Annotated in this window: 19 protein-coding genes and 1 tRNA gene; 9 read left to right on the top strand and 11 right to left on the bottom strand. The window is 58.1% G+C overall.

The genetic code is table 11. From position 1 onward, the window contains the following. Nucleotides 1-123: 123 nt before the first annotated feature. The 10 genes from HMPREF3107_RS00975 to lolA all read right to left on the bottom strand — a co-directional run bounded on the left by HMPREF3107_RS00975 (nucleotide 124) and on the right by lolA (nucleotide 6,122). Nucleotides 124-462 (bottom strand): hypothetical protein, encoded by a 339-nt coding sequence (locus HMPREF3107_RS00975; protein ID WP_070452285.1) that lies wholly within the window; start codon nucleotides 460-462, stop codon nucleotides 124-126. A 144-nt stretch (nucleotides 463-606) separates the two neighbouring features. Further along, on the bottom strand, nucleotides 607-1,107 hold the full coding sequence (locus HMPREF3107_RS00970; protein ID WP_070452275.1) for a DUF1841 family protein: 501 nt from the start codon (nucleotides 1,105-1,107) through the stop codon (nucleotides 607-609). 89 nt (nucleotides 1,108-1,196) lie between these two features. Then, nucleotides 1,197-1,655 (bottom strand): hypothetical protein, encoded by a 459-nt coding sequence (locus tag HMPREF3107_RS00965; protein ID WP_070452272.1) that lies wholly within the window; start codon nucleotides 1,653-1,655, stop codon nucleotides 1,197-1,199. 145 nt (nucleotides 1,656-1,800) lie between these two features. After that, nucleotides 1,801-2,802: a DNA polymerase III subunit delta gene (gene holA, locus HMPREF3107_RS00960; protein WP_070452269.1), complete on the bottom strand. Its 1,002-nt coding sequence runs from the start codon at nucleotides 2,800-2,802 to the stop codon at nucleotides 1,801-1,803. 68 nt (nucleotides 2,803-2,870) lie between these two features. Next, a complete protein-coding gene (gene nqrM / locus HMPREF3107_RS00955) occupies nucleotides 2,871-3,083 on the bottom strand; it encodes a (Na+)-NQR maturation NqrM (RefSeq protein ID WP_070452267.1) in 213 nt (70 codons plus the stop codon). Next, nucleotides 3,080-4,135, bottom strand: a complete 1,056-nt coding sequence (locus tag HMPREF3107_RS00950) for an FAD:protein FMN transferase (RefSeq protein ID WP_070452263.1) — start codon at nucleotides 4,133-4,135, stop codon at nucleotides 3,080-3,082. The genes nqrM and HMPREF3107_RS00950 overlap by 4 nt, the downstream gene beginning before the upstream one ends. A 62-nt stretch (nucleotides 4,136-4,197) precedes the next feature. Further along, nucleotides 4,198-4,290: transfer RNA gene (locus tag HMPREF3107_RS00945), tRNA-Ser, on the bottom strand. A gap of 140 nt (nucleotides 4,291-4,430) precedes the next feature. Next, on the bottom strand, nucleotides 4,431-4,793 hold the full coding sequence (locus HMPREF3107_RS12760; RefSeq protein ID WP_371327469.1) for a hypothetical protein: 363 nt from the start codon (nucleotides 4,791-4,793) through the stop codon (nucleotides 4,431-4,433). A gap of 44 nt (nucleotides 4,794-4,837) precedes the next feature. Beyond that, complete coding sequence (locus HMPREF3107_RS00935; protein ID WP_070452260.1) at nucleotides 4,838-5,392, bottom strand: DUF1287 domain-containing protein; 555 nt, start codon at nucleotides 5,390-5,392, stop codon at nucleotides 4,838-4,840. A 109-nt stretch (nucleotides 5,393-5,501) separates the two neighbouring features. Then, entirely contained in the window at nucleotides 5,502-6,122 is a 621-nt protein-coding gene (gene lolA / locus HMPREF3107_RS00930; RefSeq protein WP_070452257.1) for an outer membrane lipoprotein periplasmic chaperone LolA, read from the bottom strand. A 237-nt stretch (nucleotides 6,123-6,359) separates the two neighbouring features. Between lolA and HMPREF3107_RS00925 the strand changes: the two genes are divergently transcribed. Continuing rightward, complete coding sequence (locus HMPREF3107_RS00925; RefSeq protein ID WP_070452254.1) at nucleotides 6,360-7,202, top strand: ferritin-like domain-containing protein; 843 nt, start codon at nucleotides 6,360-6,362, stop codon at nucleotides 7,200-7,202. Nucleotides 7,203-7,226: 24 nt separating this feature from the next. Here HMPREF3107_RS00925 and HMPREF3107_RS00920 read toward each other — a convergent pair whose 3' ends face one another. After that, entirely contained in the window at nucleotides 7,227-7,481 is a 255-nt protein-coding gene (locus HMPREF3107_RS00920; RefSeq protein WP_246828550.1) for a hypothetical protein, read from the bottom strand. A 240-nt stretch (nucleotides 7,482-7,721) separates the two neighbouring features. Here HMPREF3107_RS00920 and ubiA point away from each other — a divergent pair, with 240 nt between their 5' ends. The 8 genes from ubiA to HMPREF3107_RS00880 all read left to right on the top strand — a co-directional run bounded on the left by ubiA (nucleotide 7,722) and on the right by HMPREF3107_RS00880 (nucleotide 18,114). Further along, nucleotides 7,722-8,618 (top strand): 4-hydroxybenzoate octaprenyltransferase, encoded by an 897-nt coding sequence (ubiA, locus tag HMPREF3107_RS00915; protein WP_070452250.1) that lies wholly within the window; start codon nucleotides 7,722-7,724, stop codon nucleotides 8,616-8,618. Nucleotides 8,619-8,818: 200 nt separating this feature from the next. Further along, nucleotides 8,819-9,892 carry an MBL fold metallo-hydrolase gene (locus HMPREF3107_RS00910; protein ID WP_070452247.1) on the top strand — a complete coding sequence of 358 codons (1,074 nt, stop codon included), beginning with the start codon at nucleotides 8,819-8,821 and terminating at the stop codon, nucleotides 9,890-9,892. 291 nt (nucleotides 9,893-10,183) lie between these two features. Then, nucleotides 10,184-11,899 carry an ApeI family dehydratase gene (locus HMPREF3107_RS00905; RefSeq protein ID WP_141742795.1) on the top strand — a complete coding sequence of 572 codons (1,716 nt, stop codon included), beginning with the start codon at nucleotides 10,184-10,186 and terminating at the stop codon, nucleotides 11,897-11,899. Continuing rightward, nucleotides 11,892-14,204 (top strand): MMPL family transporter, encoded by a 2,313-nt coding sequence (locus tag HMPREF3107_RS00900; protein ID WP_070452243.1) that lies wholly within the window; start codon nucleotides 11,892-11,894, stop codon nucleotides 14,202-14,204. Before HMPREF3107_RS00905 ends, HMPREF3107_RS00900 begins: the two co-directional genes overlap by 8 nt. Nucleotides 14,205-14,383: 179 nt before the next feature. Then, nucleotides 14,384-15,733, top strand: a complete 1,350-nt coding sequence (locus tag HMPREF3107_RS00895; RefSeq protein ID WP_070452239.1) for a TIGR00341 family protein — start codon at nucleotides 14,384-14,386, stop codon at nucleotides 15,731-15,733. A 249-nt stretch (nucleotides 15,734-15,982) separates the two neighbouring features. After that, nucleotides 15,983-17,227, top strand: a complete 1,245-nt coding sequence (locus tag HMPREF3107_RS00890) for an NAD(P)/FAD-dependent oxidoreductase (protein ID WP_070452236.1) — start codon at nucleotides 15,983-15,985, stop codon at nucleotides 17,225-17,227. A gap of 118 nt (nucleotides 17,228-17,345) precedes the next feature. Next, nucleotides 17,346-17,738, top strand: a complete 393-nt coding sequence (locus HMPREF3107_RS00885) for a hypothetical protein (protein ID WP_070452233.1) — start codon at nucleotides 17,346-17,348, stop codon at nucleotides 17,736-17,738. Nucleotides 17,739-17,925: 187 nt separating this feature from the next. Continuing rightward, on the top strand, nucleotides 17,926-18,114 hold the full coding sequence (locus HMPREF3107_RS00880) for a hypothetical protein (RefSeq protein ID WP_070452230.1): 189 nt from the start codon (nucleotides 17,926-17,928) through the stop codon (nucleotides 18,112-18,114). The last annotated feature ends 27 nt before the right edge of the window (nucleotides 18,115-18,141 follow it).

Raw genomic sequence — 18,141 nt, 5'->3', positions numbered from 1 at the left:
GGATTTTGGGGGGATTTTGCAAAGGTCTCATACTGTTTTTACCTTCAAGTACAACATATATAACAACAGGGGAGCCGGCCATTATGCCGACTCCCCTGTTTGCCCGATACTTATCGGTCTGAATTATGCAACGATTTCCACCGGGCCGTGGTCATCGCAATGATCGCCGTGCTGGTGATGCAGACGGCCGTTGACCAAGTAATCGATATGGTCGCCGTGAGGGACAGCTTCATGTCCGCAACTTTCTCCGTGAACATGGCCCGCACAGGTATCGAGCGGGATGCAGGCATCGGGGTTGGTTTCATTTACCGGCAGGGCGTGTTCGTCGTAATGGCCGTTGTGCTCGTGATGCAAATGGCCGTCGTGCAGGTAGTCGATATGGCCGTCATGTTTGATGGCGGTATGACCGCAGCCGCTGCCGTGAACATGGGCGTGGTCGTGATGAATGGTGCAGTGTGTCATGATGCTTCCTTCGATTTGATTAAGGTCGGGCATGGTCTTACCCAGTTTTAGGGAAACGCGATAATAGTCTTCCAAAACGGAAAAGTAAATACCTAAGCATATGTTTTTTATGAAAATTTTGTTATAGTATATCAACCGCCGCCATTATTCTCCGATGGCCGCTTGCCCAAGTCCGACTTCATGCGGGTTGAGCCGTGCCCGCTCTTCCTGACCTAGCCCGATGGCTTTTCTCAAGCGGGTCATGTAGGCGTTTACGTCCAATCCTCGGCCGTAACGTTGCGCTTCCCAAATGGTTTCGGCCAAAGCTTCCATCATGTGGTGCTCCGCCCGCACCCAGTCGCCGTTATGGCGGGAGCACAGGGCTTGGTGGATGGCGCGGATGCCGGGCGGTTGGTCGATGGCGGCCTGTTCCTGTATCGAGAGGTGCAACGAAAGGTGGAGGAAGGGGTTTTCCCTGCCGCCTTCCGGTTTCCATTCCGTGTCCAAATAGTCCTCGATGTTTTCCAGATAATCGGCATATTCCTGATGGGCTTCGAGAATCCGCAATGCTTTTTGCTGCAATGCGTCCAGTCGCAGCGGGGCAAACCGCTGCCGCCAAACGTCGGCGAAGAAGCGGCGCACATCGTGGGTGCTTACGTCATACATGGTTTGCTTTTCCGTAAAAAGAGGCCGTCTGAAAATGGTTTTGACCCGGCAAAACGCTTTTCAGACGGCGTGTATCGTTATTCGGCATTTCAGCGGAATCCGCCCTTGCCTTTTCCTTTGCCTTTGCGCTGCTGAGCCTGCATTTCCTGCATGGCTTTCATCTGCGCCTGACGGGCGTTCGGGTTGAACATCGACATTTCTTTAAAGGCTTTGTGCGCATCGGCTTCGGGGCAGTTGTTGTTCGCCATGCAGTAAATCATCACTGCATCTTTTTGCGCCTGGCCGCCGCTGTTGTACATGCGGCGCAGGTCGGCCGGATTGATGCGCCCGCTCTCGGGGTCGATGTTGAACGCTTTGAGGCGTTCGGTAAACTGGCGGCGTTGGCGTTTGATGACCCACACGGCCAAGAGTGCGATAACGGCAATGATGCCCAGTACGCTGAGCAATGCCACCCACCATCTGACGCCGAACAGTATCAGGATGCTGATGATGACGGCGGCGATAACCGAGATGCGAATGGCGGGTTGGATAAACATTTTCGGGTTCATGTCTGTCTCTTAAATTTGTGTTTGGTTCGAAGTGCGGATTGTAAACCGAATTAACATTTTCGGCATCTTTTCAGACGGCCTCAACGGCAGGTACACATATTTCAATATTGCCGTACGGTTCGCTTCATTGACGGCAACGGAAACGCTAGACTGCCAAGCCGTAAACCATTTGGCGGAAGGCCGCCCAAGCATTGCCGTCCTCCGCACCCTTTATCATCCGGTCGATACGGGCGCACTCCTGCAATGCGCCGATCAGACGGCTGACGGACAGCCGCTTGACGGCCAATGGGGCGAGTGTCTGTTTATCGCCCCACAGGCGCAGGCTGTTGCGCACAGACTGTACGCTCTGCCCCTGCTTGAGTGCGGCGGCCAGCCTAATCAGGGTACGGATGTCTTCGGCCACCGCCCACAGCAGCAGCACGGGTTCCTCCCCTTCGGCCTCCAAGCCTTCCAGCAGATGCAAAGTCCGTACGGCATCGCCTTTCATCCAGGCCGACGCCAGTTGGAATACGTCAAACCGCGCCACATTCGCTACGGCCAGCTCGGCATCCGCCACGCTGATGATGCTGCCGCCCGGGTGCAGCAAAGCCAATTTGTCGATTTCCTGTTTGGCCGCCAGCAGGTTGCCTTCCACCCGCTCGGCAAAGAGTGTCAAGGCATCTGCCTCGATGTCTAATCCCGCGTTTTTCAGACGGCCTTTAATCCAAGCAGGCAGTGCGTTACCTGAAACGGCTTTGGCTTCCAACACCACGCCCTGCCGTGCCATCGCCGCAAACCATTTGGCCTGTGTCTGCGCCTTTTCCAGTTTGGGCAGCATGACGACGGTTACAGTATCGTCGGGCAGGTTTTCCGCCAGGCTCAGCAATGCCTCGCCCCCGTTTTTCCCCGGCTTGCCATTCGGAATATGAATCTCCATCAGCTTCAAGTCTGCAAACAAACCCATGCTGTTGGCAGATGCGAGCATTTCGTTCCAGTCGAAGGCGTTGTCCGCAGTGTACACCTCGCGGTTCAAATAACCCTGCTGCTTGGCGGCGGCACGCAGTTTGTCCAACGCTTCCACGCGCAACAGGTCTTCTTCGCCGTGGATGACGTAAAGTGGTTGCAGCTTGTTGGCGGCGGATATGTGTTCGATGTTTTGGACGGCCATGATGAAAAACCGGTTCGGGCGTTGGGTAAAACGATATGAAACCGCCGGAAAGCAATCCGGCGGCTGATTTATTGGTCGACGGTAATTTTTTCCGATGCCTCGCGATCCAGTTTTTGCTGCAACGTATTGCACGGCGTTTCGCAATCGCACATTTTCTTCATGCCCAGCGCGGTAATACCGCCGCAACTGCCCTTAATCGAGCGTTTGGAAAAAATATAACCGACCGACATGCCCAATATAATCAATAAAAACAGACCGAAAGTCAGGAGGATGGTACTCATGATTTATCCTTGTCGCGTAGCAGTTGTTTGAATGCGGAAGACATTTCCGTGCGGTAGCCGCTGCCGTCGCGGATAATCAAGAATACCGCCAAACCCTGCTGTTCGGCAAGCTGCAGGGCGCGCTGCTCGCCCAATACGAACAAGGCGGTGGAAAGGCCGTCAGCGGTGGTCGCGCTGTCGGCAATCACGCTGACGGAGGCGAGGTTGTGGCTGATAGGGACATGCTTTTGCGGGTCGATGATGTGCGACAACCGCCTGCCGTGCGCGTCGACATGGAAATTGCGGTAGTCGCCCGAAGTGGCCAGCGAATGATTGGCCAGCGGAACGACGATTTGCGTATTGCCGCCTTGCAGGATTTGCGGCTGTTCGATGCCGATTCGCCAAGTTTCGCCGCGTTCGTTCTTACCGCGCCCGCGCAATTCGCCGCCGATTTCCACCAAATAGTTTTCAATACCCAGGCCTTCCAGATGGATGGCCAGTTTGTCCACGCCGAATCCTTTCGCAATCGAAGAAAGGTCGAGATATGTGCCGGCAACTTTTTTGGCCAGCGTCTGTTTTCCACTCCCGCCGGCCAGGATGATTTTATCCGTACCGACCACGGCGGAAGCCTGCCGGATTTGCTCGTCCGTCGGTTCGCGGGTAACGGTTTTGTCAGGCCCGAAGCCCCACAGATTCACCAACGGCCCGACGGTAACGTCCAACGCGCCTTGGGTGAGGCCGTTCAAACGGAAGGCTTCGGCGGTAACGAAGGCAAAATCAGCGGAAATTTCCATCGGCTCGCCGACAGCCTGCAACTGATTGAAGCGGCTGATTTCGGACGACGGGTCGTAAGTGGACATTTGGCGGTTTACTTCAACCAGCAATTTGTCCAAATCGGCTTGCACCTGTTCGGGAGGCGGCAAATCTTTGAGGCCGTCTGAAAGATATTTGACGGTATAGGTTGTGCCCATGGTCTTGCCCTGCAAAACCACGGCCTGCCGTTCGGCGGATGGGCCGCAGGCGGCAAGCAGGACGATGAAGAAGAATGAAAAGAAAAGACGGATGGCGGACATAAATCGAAATACGGCGGCAGGTAAAGCAAAACCCCTGAATAACTCAGGGGTTTTGCAAAGATTGGCGGAGTAAGAGGGATTCGAACCCTCGATGCAGGTTGACCCCACATGCCTCCTTAGCAGGGAGGTGCCTTCAGCCTCTCAGCCATTACTCCTTGTTCAGAACCGCGGACTATACGGAATTTGCCCGCCGCTGTCAATCGCCGCAGCCGCTTTTTCAGACGGCCTGGATTTAAGCAAATGAAATGTTAAGGAATTAAGGCATTGTCAAATCGTCCGCTTACGGCAAACCCGGCTAGCGGCTGATCTGTCCGCCGATATAGTAGCCGCCGCCTTCATAGGTTTGCCCTATGCTGCCGCTTTGGCCTTCCACGCGGTATACCTGTCTCGGCGGCGGATTGTGGCGCGGATAGCAGCGGCGGCGGTTGCCCCTGTCGTAATAACAGTCGTAACCGCCCTGATAGGCGGAGGCAGGAGTGGCGTCGCCGTAAACGACGGTAGTACCCGGCGGAGCGTTGATGGTCACGGTTTTGTTGATAGTGGTGCGGCTTTCCACGGGCAGGTCGATGGCGGCATAACGGCCGTACGACGTTTCGCTGTACACGCAGCCCGCCAACAGCAGGGCGGATACAGCGGCCAGATATTTGGTTTTCATCATTTACTATTCCTTTTCAGACGGCCTTCCGTTGCCGTAACAAGGGTTTATCGCGGCAGACGGTAATGGCCGGTGATTTTGTAGCGTCGGAGAATGTTTTCTTCACGGGTCCCACGTCCGATGTTGTGCAAAATAAGCGGCTCTCCTCCCGCGCTTTTGCGGTCGGAAACGATGCCTATGTGGGTGAGGCCGCGCCCCAAATCCCAGGTAACGATGTCTCCGGCCAGGAATTTTTCGTCATGGGTTTGATAGCCTTTGCGTTGGAAATAGGTGGCGATGTTGGGTACGCGGCGGTGGTCGATGTTGCGGTCGGGCTGGGTCAGGCCCCATTTTTTCGGGTAGGCGGCAAAATTTTTGCTCATGTCTTCGTGTATCAATTGCTGCAAATCGATTTTCTGCCGCCGCAGCGAACGGACGACGACATCGGTACACACGCCTTTGTGCACGGGCACATCCCCCATCGGATAGCCGATATTGCTGTAGGCGGGATCGTAGGCGGTGGTGCGGCCGATTTGCTGGCGCGCCTCCCACACCAGCTTTTGTGCCGAGACGGCATGCACCTGGACGGCAGCCATCGAAAGAGCCAGTGCGAATATCTTCATCCGTATCGCCCTATTTTTTGTCTTCATTCCTTCCCCCTGCGCGGCCGTCCGTTTTCAGACGGCCTGAAAAACATTCGGAGCCGCCGTAAAGCCGGCAGCTCCGTTTTGTTTATTGACTCAACACGTCCACACCTTTGGGCGGCACGAATTTGAAATTGCCGCGCGATAAGTTGGGATGGGTGTTCACATTGCTGAATTTGATGCTGGTCTGATTGCCGAAACCGTCTTTCAACTCCATGACCGCCAACGTGTCGCCTTTGAAGCCGATGCGGATAAACTGGTATCCGGCATTGTTTTTCTTCGGCGTGGCGAGCACATAATCAATGCCGTCGCCGGAGCCGTCTTCCTTCAGGCTGTAACTGGAATCCAAAGCGTTTTTGTCCGACAAGATGGAGGCGGGGCTGTCGCCGATGGCCTGCGACTGGTCGGATTTGGTTACCTGTTTCAAATCGACATCGTACAGCCAAATATGCTGGCCGTCGCCGACTATCGTTTGTTTGTAGGGCTTGCTGTATTCCCAGCGGAAAAGGCCGGGACGCATGATTTGGAACGTACCGCCGGAAGTTTGCGTTTTCTTTTTGTTTTTCACGGTTTGGCTGAACGAGCCGCTTAACCCGTCGGCATCGGCATTGAATTTTTTCAAGGCGTCGATTCCGCCCGCCTGCGCCGCGCCGATTGCCAGGCCCAACATAGCGGCAGCGAAGAATTTCGAATAAGTCGTCTGTTTCATTAAACATTTCCTTACGGCTGGATTGCAACAAAGCGGCAGTATAAAGCCTATCTTCAAACGGGCAAGTGCTTCGGAACGGGTTTAATTTTTGTAAAGCCGTTAAGGATATGTATTGACTGCCGTTTTATTTTCAGACGGCCTCAAGCTTTGACATTTATTTAATTCCCCGTCCGGGCCGGATACGGCCTTGCGGGGGTTTGACCTTATAATAGCGGTTTTTCGCCGTCGGGAAACTTTATGCACTCCCTTTATTCACTGCTCGAACAGGCACTCTTGTCCCGCGACCCGGAACAAAAATGCCGGCTGGTACGCGAACTGGCCGAGCGTTCGGCACAACGCCCGCCTTTTGAGAAAAATGCCGCGCCGCCGTTGGATTTCCGCGAAGCCGGCCGGCCGGACAAACCCAATCTGGTTCCGCCTTCAGCCGTTACACCGCGCAAAATGAATACGCCGGAGGGTTATGCCGCGATGCTGCACGCCATCTGCCACATCGAATTCAACGCCATCAATCTCGCGCTCGATGCGGCCTACCGCTTCCGCCTGATGCCCGACGAATTTGTGTACGACTGGATAAAGGTGGCTTGCGAAGAGGAATACCATTTCCGCCTGATGTCCGGCCGTCTGAAAGCCTTCGGTTATGCCTACGGCGATTTCGACGCGCACAATCACTTATGGGACATGGCCTACAAAACGGCTTTCGACCCCCTGCTGCGGATGGCGTTGGTCCCCAGGGTACTGGAAGCGCGCGGCTTGGACGTTACGCCCGGCATACGCGCCAAAGTGGCGCAACGCGGCGATACGGAAACATGCGGCGTTTTGGACATCATTTACCGCGACGAAGTCGGCCATGTGAAAATCGGCAATTACTGGTATCAGCATTTGTGCCGCCAACGCGGCTTGGAACCGATGGCCTTGTTCCGCAACCTGTTGTCGCGTTACGACATGTTCGTATTTCGGGGATATGTGAATCTGGATGCGCGGGAGAAAGCCGGCTTCAGCCGGTTTGAACTGGAGCTGCTGCACGATTTCGAACAAAGCATGAAGACGGACAACCTGCCCGAAGGGAAACAGGCCGTCTGAAAAAACACGGCGGAACGGATGGGATTAGCGGGTATGGTCGAAATAATGACGGCATTTCGCGCCGCAACGTTCGAACAACTTGCGGCAGAAAGGCAGCAGCGGCGAAGCAAACAACACCGATGCCGCCAAAGCAACCGTCATCACGACTGCCTGCGGCTTGGCAAACACAGTAAACCGAAACACCTGCTCGGCAATATAATTGACGGCACAGGTAAACAGCACGATATAAATCAGCCCGACAGCGGCCAGCAGCATCGGACAGAGGACGGAACGTTTCATAGTCCAAAACCAAACACAGCGAAGGCGTTATTATAGGCAGCCGAACCGCCAAGTAAAGCAATGGCGGCATTAAATCGGGTAAAGATTAACGGCATATCACGCCGACAAACGGCAAATTATTATCATATCGAACAGACCGCCCCCGCAGGCAAAAGGCCGTCTGAAAAACCGCCCCGCTTTCAGACGGCCTCCCAAAGCATTTGCCCGACACGGGCGGTTTCAAACCAACGGAAACACACCATGAACAACACAACAGCCGAACGCCTGAAAATCTACGGACAACTGATGCGCGCGGACAAACCCATCGGCACCATGCTGCTGCTGTGGCCGACCCTGTGGGCATTGTGGATTGCGGCACAAGGCATGCCGGATTTGACCATCCTCTCAGCCTTCGTCATCGGCACCTTCCTGATGCGCAGCGCGGGCTGCGTCATCAACGACTTTGCCGACCGCAACTTCGACGGCGCGGTCGAGCGCACCAAAAACCGGCCGTTCGCACGCGGCGCAGTCGGCAAAAAAGAAGCCCTGCTGCTGACCGCCGCGCTCTGCCTCGCCGCCGCGCTCTGCCTGCTGCCGCTGAACCGCCTGACCTGGCTGATGAGCCTGCCCGCGCTGTTTTTGGCCATGAGCTATCCGTTCACCAAACGCTTCTTCCCCCTGCCCCAACTCTACCTCGGCCTGGCCTTTTCCTTCGGCATCCCGATGGCCTTTGCCGCCGTTACCGGCCACGTCCCGCCCACCGCCTGGCTGCTCTTTGCCGCCAACGTCCTGTGGACGCTGGCCTACGACACCGCCTACGCCATGGCCGACAAAGAAGACGACCTCAAAATCGGCATCAAAACCTCGGCCATCACCTTCGGCCGCCGCGATGCCGAAGCCGTACTCGCCTGCCACCTCGGCTTCACCGCCCTCATGATCTGGCTGGGCCTGACGATTTCCGCCGCCTGGCCGTATTGGCCCGCCGTCCCCCTGGCCCTCTACTGGCAAATCAAACAATACCGCGCCATCCGGCAGCGCGACCGCAACGCCTGTTTCCGCGAATTCCTGGCCAACAACCGATTGGGCGCACTCTGGTTTGCCGCCCTGCTGGCCAACTACCTCTATTTCAAAATCGCCGCCTTTGCCTTCGGACAATAAACCGCCACACACCCTAAAGGCCGTCTGAAAAGGCCGTCTGAAAACTGCAAACAACCTTTCAGACGGCCTATCGATGCCGCATCCCTCAGGCAAAAATTAAGTTAATTTATTACCCCGTTCAGTAAAAAATAAAACCGGTCCTGCCCTGCTGCTACAATGCAGACCGTCTGAAAACGGCGCGACCGCCGAAACGCACCACCATGAAGCACAAGAAAAAACTCGCCACCCTCACCGCCGCCTGCGCCTTATCGGCCTACGGCCTGTATCCCGACCGCCATCCCGTTTACCCCGCAAGCGACCACTACGACCCGGAAACGCAAACCTTCTTCAATCCCGAACCGCAGCAAAAACCGACCGGCCTGGCCGGCGCATTTTGGAAAATCCTGACCGACCCGCAGGCGACCCGCCCGCCCAAACTTTTGCCCACCGTCAAACCCGACTGGCCGGCCTTCCTCGCCGCCCCCGAAGGCAAAAGCCGCTTTATCTGGTTCGGCCATTCCACCCTGCTGATGCGCATCGGCGGGCAAACCGTCATCACCGACCCCATATTCGGCGACTCCGTTTCCCCCGTCCCCGTCATGATGAAACGCTTTCAGCCCGCCCCCGCCGAAATCGGCGAACTGCCGCCCGTCGATGTCGTCCTGATTTCCCACAGCCACTACGACCACCTCGAAAAAGACAGCGTGCAGGCACTCAATTCAAAGGGCAGCCACTTCGTCGTCTCGCTCGGCATGGGCGTACTGCTGGAAAAATGGGGCGTGCCGCGCGAACGCATCACCGAACTCGACTGGTGGCAGCATACCGAACGCAACGGCATCCGCTACACCGCGCTGCCCTCCCGCCACGACTCCTCCCGAACCCTGACCGACCGCAATCAAGCCCTGTGGTCGAGCTTCGCCATCGAACACGGCAACGAAAAATTCTATTTCCACGGCGACTCCGCCCACGGCAGCCATTTCGACAAAATTGCCGAAAAATTCAACGGCTTCGACATCGCCTTTATTGAAAACGGCCAATACAGCGAACACTGGCCCGACAACCACCTCTTCCCCGAACAAACCGCCCGCTATGCCGCACAGCTCTCGCCCAAACGTTTCATGCCCATCCACTGGGGCGCGTACTCGATGGCCTTGCACGCTTGGAACGAACCCCTGCTGCAAAGCCTCCCGCTGGCGCGCAGCCTGGGCGTGAACCCGCTGACCCCGCTGATGGGGCAGGTATTCGATGCCGACACCGCCACGCAAGATTGGTTTGCCGAACCCGACAACGAATAAAGCCAATCCCACTAGGCCGTCTGAAAACCATCCCTGTTTTTCAGACGGCCTTTCCGATAATTTCCCCGTCTGCAGCCCTTCCGCCTCAAAGCGTCCTGCCCGACAAATGGCCGATAATTGAGGGGCGCAGGAAACGGCAGGCTTCTGCCGCTTCAATCAGATGCCGGAATCCCAAGATGCCGCCGGTACAGATACCCGCATCCTTCAAACCCGTTGTACAATCCGCCGTCAAAACTTTCAGACGGCATCACGGGTACGCGCGTCGGTCGGCAATATATTTTTTAACCGCTGATGAAACGCCCCAAACCGCCCGTCCCCATCCAACTGCAACCCAAACCCAAACCCAAAACCATGCCCATACTCCCGATTTTAAACCGCTCCCCCGATTCCCTGTTGGCCGAAGGCTGGACAGCCTCGCAGTTTTCCGCCGCCACGCTCTCGCTGGCCGCGCGTTTGCGTGCGCACAAGGTGCAGGCCGCCGCGCTGTGGTTCGACGATGCGGCACGGTTTGCTTCCGCGCTGCTGGCGGCGTGGCTGGCGGGGGCGGAGGTGTATCTGCCGCCGAATCTGGCGGAAGAAAACCGCCGTTGGGCGGAAGCGGGCGGGGCGGTGTGGCTGAGCGACGTGCCGGAAGTTTCAGACGGCCTCTGGCTGTACGACGGGGCGGCGGAGCAGGCGGCCGCACCGGAGGAAGCGTTGGAATGGCCGTCTGAAAACGTACTGTATCTGAAAACTTCCGGCTCTTCGGGCGAGGCGAAAGTGGAAACCAAAACCCGCGCGCAGATGCTGGCCGAAGCGGCAGCGCTGGCCGAAAGGCTACCTGAAAGCTGGCGCGGCCTGGCCGCCGTGGGCAGTGTGAGCCCGCAGCATTTATACGGGCTGACCTTCCGCGTGTTCGTGTCGCTGGCGGCGGGCTGTGAAATCGGGCGGCGGCAGTGCGTGTATCCCGAATTGCTGCTGGCCGATTCGCGCCGCGAGTGCGTGTGGATTGCCAGCCCCGCGCTGTTGAACCGCTTGGGCGAGGGGCGCGACTGGGCACGGCTGCGGCAAAATGTGAGCGGCATCATCAGCGCGGGCGGAATGCTGCCGGAGGCCACCGCCGCGCTGCTGCAAGAGAAGCTGGGCTTTGCGCCGCACGATGTGTACGGCAGCACGGAAACCGGCGTGATCGCGCTGCGGCAGGGCGGTGCGTGGGAACTGCTGCCCGAAGTGGAGGCTTCGGTGAACGAAGAAAACATTTTTCAGGTAGCCTCGCCGTGGAGTGGCGGGGTGCGGCAAACCGCAGATGCGGTGCGGCTGTACGGCCGCCGATTGGAGTTGCTCGGCCGCCAAGACCGCATCATCAAGCTGGAAGACAAGCGCGTGTCGCTGGCGCAGCTGGAGCACGATTTGCTCGCCCACGGCTGGGTGGCCGACGCGCATTGCGCCCGCCATCCGCAGCACGGTCGGATTGCCGCCTGGGCGGCACTTTCCGCCGAAGGCATTGCCGCGCTGCGCGAGCAGGGGCGCGCCGCCGTGGTGCAAACCCTGAAACAGCATCTGGCCAAAACGCAAGACACCGCCGCGCTGCCGCGCTATTGGCGTTTCGCCGCCGCCTTGCCGCGCAATCCACAGGCAAAAATCCGCGAACAGGATTTTCAGACGGCCTTTACCGTGCCGCAAACCGCGCCGCAATGGGCTTTGCTGCACGCCAACGAAGAAACGCGCGAATATGCGTTTGAAGGCACGGTGCCGCTGGATTTGACTTATTTCGGCGGCCATTTTGCCGATTTCCCGCTGGTGCCCGGCGTGATCGAAGTGCAATGGGCGATGGATTTGGCGGCACGCTTCGACTGGGGCAGAAAAACGGTGCAACACATCGAAAACCTGAAATACCAGCACTTTGTGCGCCCGCACGACACCGTGCAGCTCACGCTGCGGCACGACGCGGCGAAAAACAAAATCCATTTCGCCATCAGGCAGGGCGACACGCCTTGCGCTTCGGGCAGGGTGGCGCTGCATGACTAGGCTCGCGTGGCTGTATGCCTTACTGCTGGCCTTCGCCGCCGCATGGCTGGGCTGGGGGATAGCGCAGGGAGGCCGTCTGCAAACCGACCTCACCGCGCTGTTGCCCGCCGACGCGCAGGTGGACGCGGTGTGGCGCGCGGCAGATGAAGCGGGCGAAAAACAGCTCAACGGCCAAATCCTGCTCTTGGTGGGCAGCGAAGATGCCGACCGCGCCTTCGCGGCCGCCGAACAGGTGGCCGACCGCTGGCAGCAAAGCGGCCTGTTCGCCGCGGTGGACAGCCGCCTAAACCCCGATTTGGCACAACTGCGGCAGGAAATCCGCCGCCTCGGCGTGAACGCCCTGCCGCGCGAACAACAACAGCTGCTCTTGCACGACCCCGCCGCCTATTTCCAACAACGCGCCGAAGACGCGGCCAACCCGTTTGCCGCGCAAATCGTGCCGCTGGAAGACGACTGGCTCGGCTTCGCCCGCTTCGTGCAGCAAAAACAGCCCTCCGGCCGCCTGCAATGGCACAGCGGCAACGGCATGATGTATAGCGAACAAGACGGCTTCACTTGGGTGTGGCTGCGCGCCAGACTACCTGAAAAAGCCGCCGCCGATCAGGCCGAACGCCTGCTGCCGCTTCTGGCCGATTCCCGCGCCCAAGCCGAGCGCGGCGGCTACCGCCTGCTGGCCGCCGGCGGCGCATTGTTTGCCGCCGAAGCCAAAACCCAATCCGAACGCGAAAGCGGCCTGATGTCCACCATCGGCCTGACGCTCACCTTCGCCCTGCTGTTGGCCGTGTTCCGCAGCCCGCGCGTGTTTGCGCTGGTGTTGCCGCTGGGCGCGGGCATGCTGCTCGGCGCGGCGGCGGTGGTGGGCGCGTTCGGGCAGATTCACATCCTCACCGTCGTGATCGGCACCAGCCTGGTGGGGATGCTGGTGGACTTCCCGCTGCACTGGCTCACGCCCTCGGTGTTTTCGCCCGACTGGGCGGCTAAAGAAGCCATGCGCCGCGTCCTGCCCGCCTTTCTCGCCGGGCTGGGCATCACCGCCACCGGCTACCTGCTGCTCGCCTTCACCCCGCTGCCCGTGCTGCGCCAAACCGCCGTGTTTTCCGTAGCCGCGCTCGGCGGCGCGTTTGCCGCCACCGTGCTCCTGCTGCCGCCGCTATTCCGCGGCTACCGCCCTCGCGCCGCCCGGTTTGCCGCTGCCATGCACAAGCTCGCCGCCGCCCGATTGCACTGGCTGCTCCTGCCTATTCTGCCGCTGGCCGCCGCAGGCTACCTGAAAACCGATTGGCGCGACGACATCCGCGACTGGGCGGCCTTATCGCCCCAACTCATCGCCGAAATGCGCCAAGTGGCCGACATCAGCGGCAACGACACCGGCGGCCGCAGCATCCTCGTGCAGGCCGGCAACGCAGACGAACTCTTGCGCCGCAGCGCGCAAGTGGAAGCCGCCCTGCAACCCTTGGCAAACAAAGGAAAAATTGGCGGCGTGCAGTCGCTCAACCAATGGCTGCTGCCCGCCGAAGAGCAGCAAGCCCTGCTCGCCCAACTGCGCCGCCTGGCCGAACACCCCGCCCCGTCGGCCGACCCCATGCTCCAGCTCGGCCTGAAGCCTGACACCATCCAAACCGCCCTGCAGCAAGCCGCCGCGCAGCCCGTCGTCCCGCTTGATCAAGCCTTAAGCGGGCAAACCGCCGAAGCCTGGCGCACCCTCTATCTGGACAACATCCAAGGCCAGGAAGCCGCCCTCGTGCGCGTGCAAGGCCTGAACGATGCCGCCGCCGTGCAAACCGCGCTCTCCGCGCTGCCCTGCAACCAAGGCGGCACCTGCGCCCGGCTGGTGGACAAACGCGCCCGGCTGAACGAACTCTTCCGCCACACCCGCAACCACGCCGCCTGGCTCAAACTCGCCTCCTTCGCCCTGGCCTGGCTCGTGCTGTGGCGCATCTTCGGCGCACGGCGCGGCAGCCTCATCCTCGCCGTGCCGCTGATTTCCGCCGCCGCCACCGTCGGCCTGCTCGGCTGGCTCGGCCTGCCCATCAGCCTGTTCGCCATGTTCGGCCTGCTCTTGGTGGCCGCCGTAGGCGCCGACTACGCCGTCTACGCCCTCACCGCCCGCGAAACCCCCGCCGCCAAACTCGGCGGCATCCTCCTCGCCGCCCTCACCACCGCCATCTCCTTCCTGCTGCTCGCCATCAGCACCACCCCCGCCGTCGCCGCCTTCGGCATCACCGTATCGCTCGGCGTGGGGTTGAACGTGTTGCTCTCGGCCTGGCTATTGAAGAGAGAAGGCGCGGGGCGGGAGGCCGTCTGAAAAAGGCTACCTGAAAGCGTGAGCTTCAACGGAATGGATCGATATTTTGGCCAAGCTAAGTCGGAGTTTCTTCAAAGCTATAAAGATGGCTTAATCAACTGAAAAGTGTGCTGCCGATATTTGATTGCAATTGTTGGCACCGCATTCAAAACTAATCGTTAAGATTTAAGGATAAGTAGATGCAAGAACAGGAGAATAATAAAAATCAAGAAGCAGAAGACAATGACGCCATGGCCAAGCTGCAAGATGTGTTCAGCCTTGACTATGACCAAGCGCATCCCGACAAAATCGATGCCGACATCCGTGCCAATACGCAGGCGTCGGGAACCAATATGTGGGTACTGATGTTTGCCATTGCAGTGGCGAGTATCGGTTTGAATGTAAACAGTACGGCGGTAGTGATTGGGGCGATGTTGATTTCTCCGTTGATGGGGCCGATCGTCGGTGTGGGTTACGGTTTGGCGGTAGGCGATACTGCACTGATCCGCCAAGCGGTGCGCAATCTTACCGTATGTGTTGCCATCAGTTTGGTTACCGCCACACTGTATTTCCTGCTCACTCCGCTGAAAGAAGCGCAAAGCGAGCTTTTGGCGCGTACTCAGCCGACCATCTGGGATGTGTTGATTGCCTTTTTCGGTGGTGGCGCAGGTATTGTGGCCCTAACCCGAAAAGAAGGAGGCAACGCCATACCGGGCGTGGCAATTGCCACCGCACTGATGCCGCCCCTGTGTACTGCGGGTTACGGATTGGCACACGGTAACTGGCACTATTTTTTCGGTGCTTTTTATCTGTTTTCCATCAACTGTGTATTCATCGCTTTTGCCACCTTGCTGGTTTCGAAGCTGCTCAAGCTGCCGCGCAGGGGGCTGGTAACCGAATCCAAACGCAGACTGCACAGTATTATTATTACCGCCATCGTGCTGGCTGTGATGATTCCGAGCGGCTATATGGCCTCAGAGTTGGTACGTCAGGAACTGTTCAACACCAAAGCCAACGCCGCCATCGCCACCGTGCAGCAGCATGAAGGGTTCTTGGTGCTGCGTAAGATATTGAACCACAAACAGCATGCGGTCGAGCTGATTGTCAACGGAACGGGAAATGCCGATAAAATTACTGCCCTGCTGGTTAAAAGTCTGGAAGCGGCAGGCGTGAAAGAGCCGCAAGTGAAAATAGCCTATGCGGGGGGAGACGGTGAAGAAACAGCAGAAGCATTGGCAGACAAAACCGCCAGTAGCGTAGATACAGCGGTACTGAGGGAAATAAAGGCCCAGTACCCAGAAGCGGAAAAAATCGTTGTCGGACGCAGCGTGGTTTGGGAGAAAACGCAAACGGCACCCACTACACAGGAGCAGCCTGAAAGCAGTCAAAACAAACAGGCAGATATAAGTAACAATATTGTCGTGGTTTTGCTCGAATTCACCCAACCTCTGCCCGCCAAAGACCACGAACGGTTACAGGCATGGTTGAACCAGCGTTATGAAGGTACAGCGGTGCGCTTGTTGGTCAATACCAAAGTTTTGGACAAATAGGCCATCCCTCAAATATTTCGCCTGAACCCCGGAGGCTGGCTAGAACTTTTCAGGTAGCCTCCCCTAATGTGAATTATGAATGACGAAACCTGCCCGCCTAATATAAAAAGGCCGTCTGAAACTTAAACCCATACGGTTTTATCTATTGATGCCGCGCAAACCTTATCCCACGATTTTCAGGTAGCCTTCCAGGCCGTCTGAAAGGCTACCTGAAGCCTACCTCACACCCCATCCTTAAGGAGACCAAACATGTCCCAATCCTGCGATATCGCCATCATCGGCGCCGGCCCCTCCGGCGCAGTCGCCGCCGCCCTGCTGCTCAAACACGGCTTTTCCGTGTGCGTGCTCGAAAAGCAGCATTTCCCCCGCTTCGTAATCGGCGAAAGCCTGTTGCCGCACTGCATGGAATTCATCGAAGAAGCCGGCTTCCTGCCCGCCGTAGAGGCCGAGCCCAGCTTCCAGTTTAAAAATGGCGCCGCCTTCACTTGGGGCAGCCGCTACACCTATTTCGATTTCACCGACAAATTCACCCCCGGCCCCGGCACCACCTACCAAGTGCGCCGCGGAATTTTCGATAAGATCCTGATCGACGAAGCCGCCAAACAAGGCGCGGACGTACGCTTCGGCCATGCCGTTACCGCCTTCGACAACAGCGGCGACACCACCCGCCTCAGCGTGGAAACCGACAACGGCGAAGCCTACGAACTCACCGCCCGCTTCGTGCTCGACGCCAGCGGCTACGGACGCGTCCTCCCCCGCCTGCTCGACCTCGACACCCCGTCCGACCTGCCCATGCGCGAAGCCCACTTCACCCACATCGACGACAATATCACCGACCCCGATTTCGACCGCAGCAAAATCCTCATCTCCACCCACCCGGTGCACCGCGACGTATGGCTCTGGCTCATCCCCTTCGGTGACAACCGCTGCTCCATCGGCGTGGTCGGCCTGCCCGAACGCTTCGCCGGCCTGGGCGATTCCGAAGCCATCCTGCGCCGCTACGCCGCCGAAATCCCCATGCTCGCGCGCATTTTGGGCAACGCCCAATGGGAAAACGACTTCCCCTTCCGCCACATCAAAGGCTACTCCGCCAACGTCAAAACCCTGCACGGCCGCCACTTCGCCCTCTTGGGCAACGCCGCCGAATTCCTAGACCCCGTCTTCTCCTCCGGCGTCACCATCGCCATGCACTCGGCCAAACTCGCCGCCGACCTGCTCGCCCGCCAGCTCAAAGGCCAAGAAGCAGATTGGCAGCGCGAATTCACCGAGCCGCTGATGGTGGGCGTCAACGCCTTCCGCACCTATGTGAACGGCTGGTATGACGGCAGCTTCCAAGACGCCATCTACGCCCCCAACCGCAACCCCGAAATCAGCCGCATGATCAGCTCCATCCTCGCCGGCTACGCTTGGGACAGCAACAACCCCTACGTGGAAAAATCCGAACGCCGCCTCAAAGCCCTGGCCGAAACCGTGGGCGTGCAGCAGTATCAATAAAGACCTTATTCCGGCCGGCATCCGGCGGTATTGCCGCACGGCCCGATGACCCGCATTTTGTTTTAAACCCGTTCGGGTAGTCTTTCAGACGGCCTGAAACAAACCGAATAAATCATCTATGGAAGTTGTTTTAGACGAATGGATCGGCATCAGATGCCAAGAAAGAATGTTCAATATTTCTTCGGAAGCCGAATTATTGTCCGTGTTGGAAAAACTAGATGCCAGCAGACACACGCTCGCCAATTTAAGTACAGGCGGCAGTTATCTGATGGTGGCGGGAGGCAACGGGAAATATGTGGTAACGGGTGAAGAAAACGATGTGCTGTTTAACCTCACCGTTGAAACGCCACCCTCGCCGTTGGTGAAATTGAATGCGGGCGGGCAATACGGATTATTTGAAGCAAAATATATTATTCATCGGGAGCATGCATTCCGTTGTGCCGTTGAATATTTTAAATCGGGGCATATTCCTGCCGCCGACCCGGACTTTAACTGGGAGGCAATAGATTAAAACCCTTCCGGCACGGCAAGCGGTTTAAGCGGCAGATACAGCCGTTTTCCAGAGCCTCCCCACACCACCCGAACCATCGTTCAATATTGCCATGCCGCCGCTTGGTTTATCGTCTATCCAAAGCTGTTCCGACAAGCTTTCAGACGGCCTCAAAGGCCGTCTGAAAACCCCCAGAAAGGCAAAAACCATGGAACCTAAATCCCTCTACCACGCTGCCCTGCTCGAATACCTCTATTGTGCCTCTTTTACCGCCGATCCTGCCGAAGCACGCGCCGCCTACCGCACCTACCGCCAGCTCGCCAAAAAAGGCTGTCCCGACGGCTGGTTCGGTCTCGGCCGCGCTCGTCAGTACGGCTACGGTGTCAAAGCAAACTGAGACCTTTGCAAAATTCCTTTTCCTCAG

This window comes from Neisseria sp. HMSC31F04 (assembly GCF_001807735.1).
In the GTDB taxonomy this organism is placed as follows: Bacteria; Pseudomonadota; Gammaproteobacteria; order Burkholderiales; family Neisseriaceae; genus Neisseria; species Neisseria elongata.
The sequence above is the reverse complement of the archived record's forward strand: the minus strand, read 5'-3'. Positions and strand labels throughout refer to the sequence as shown.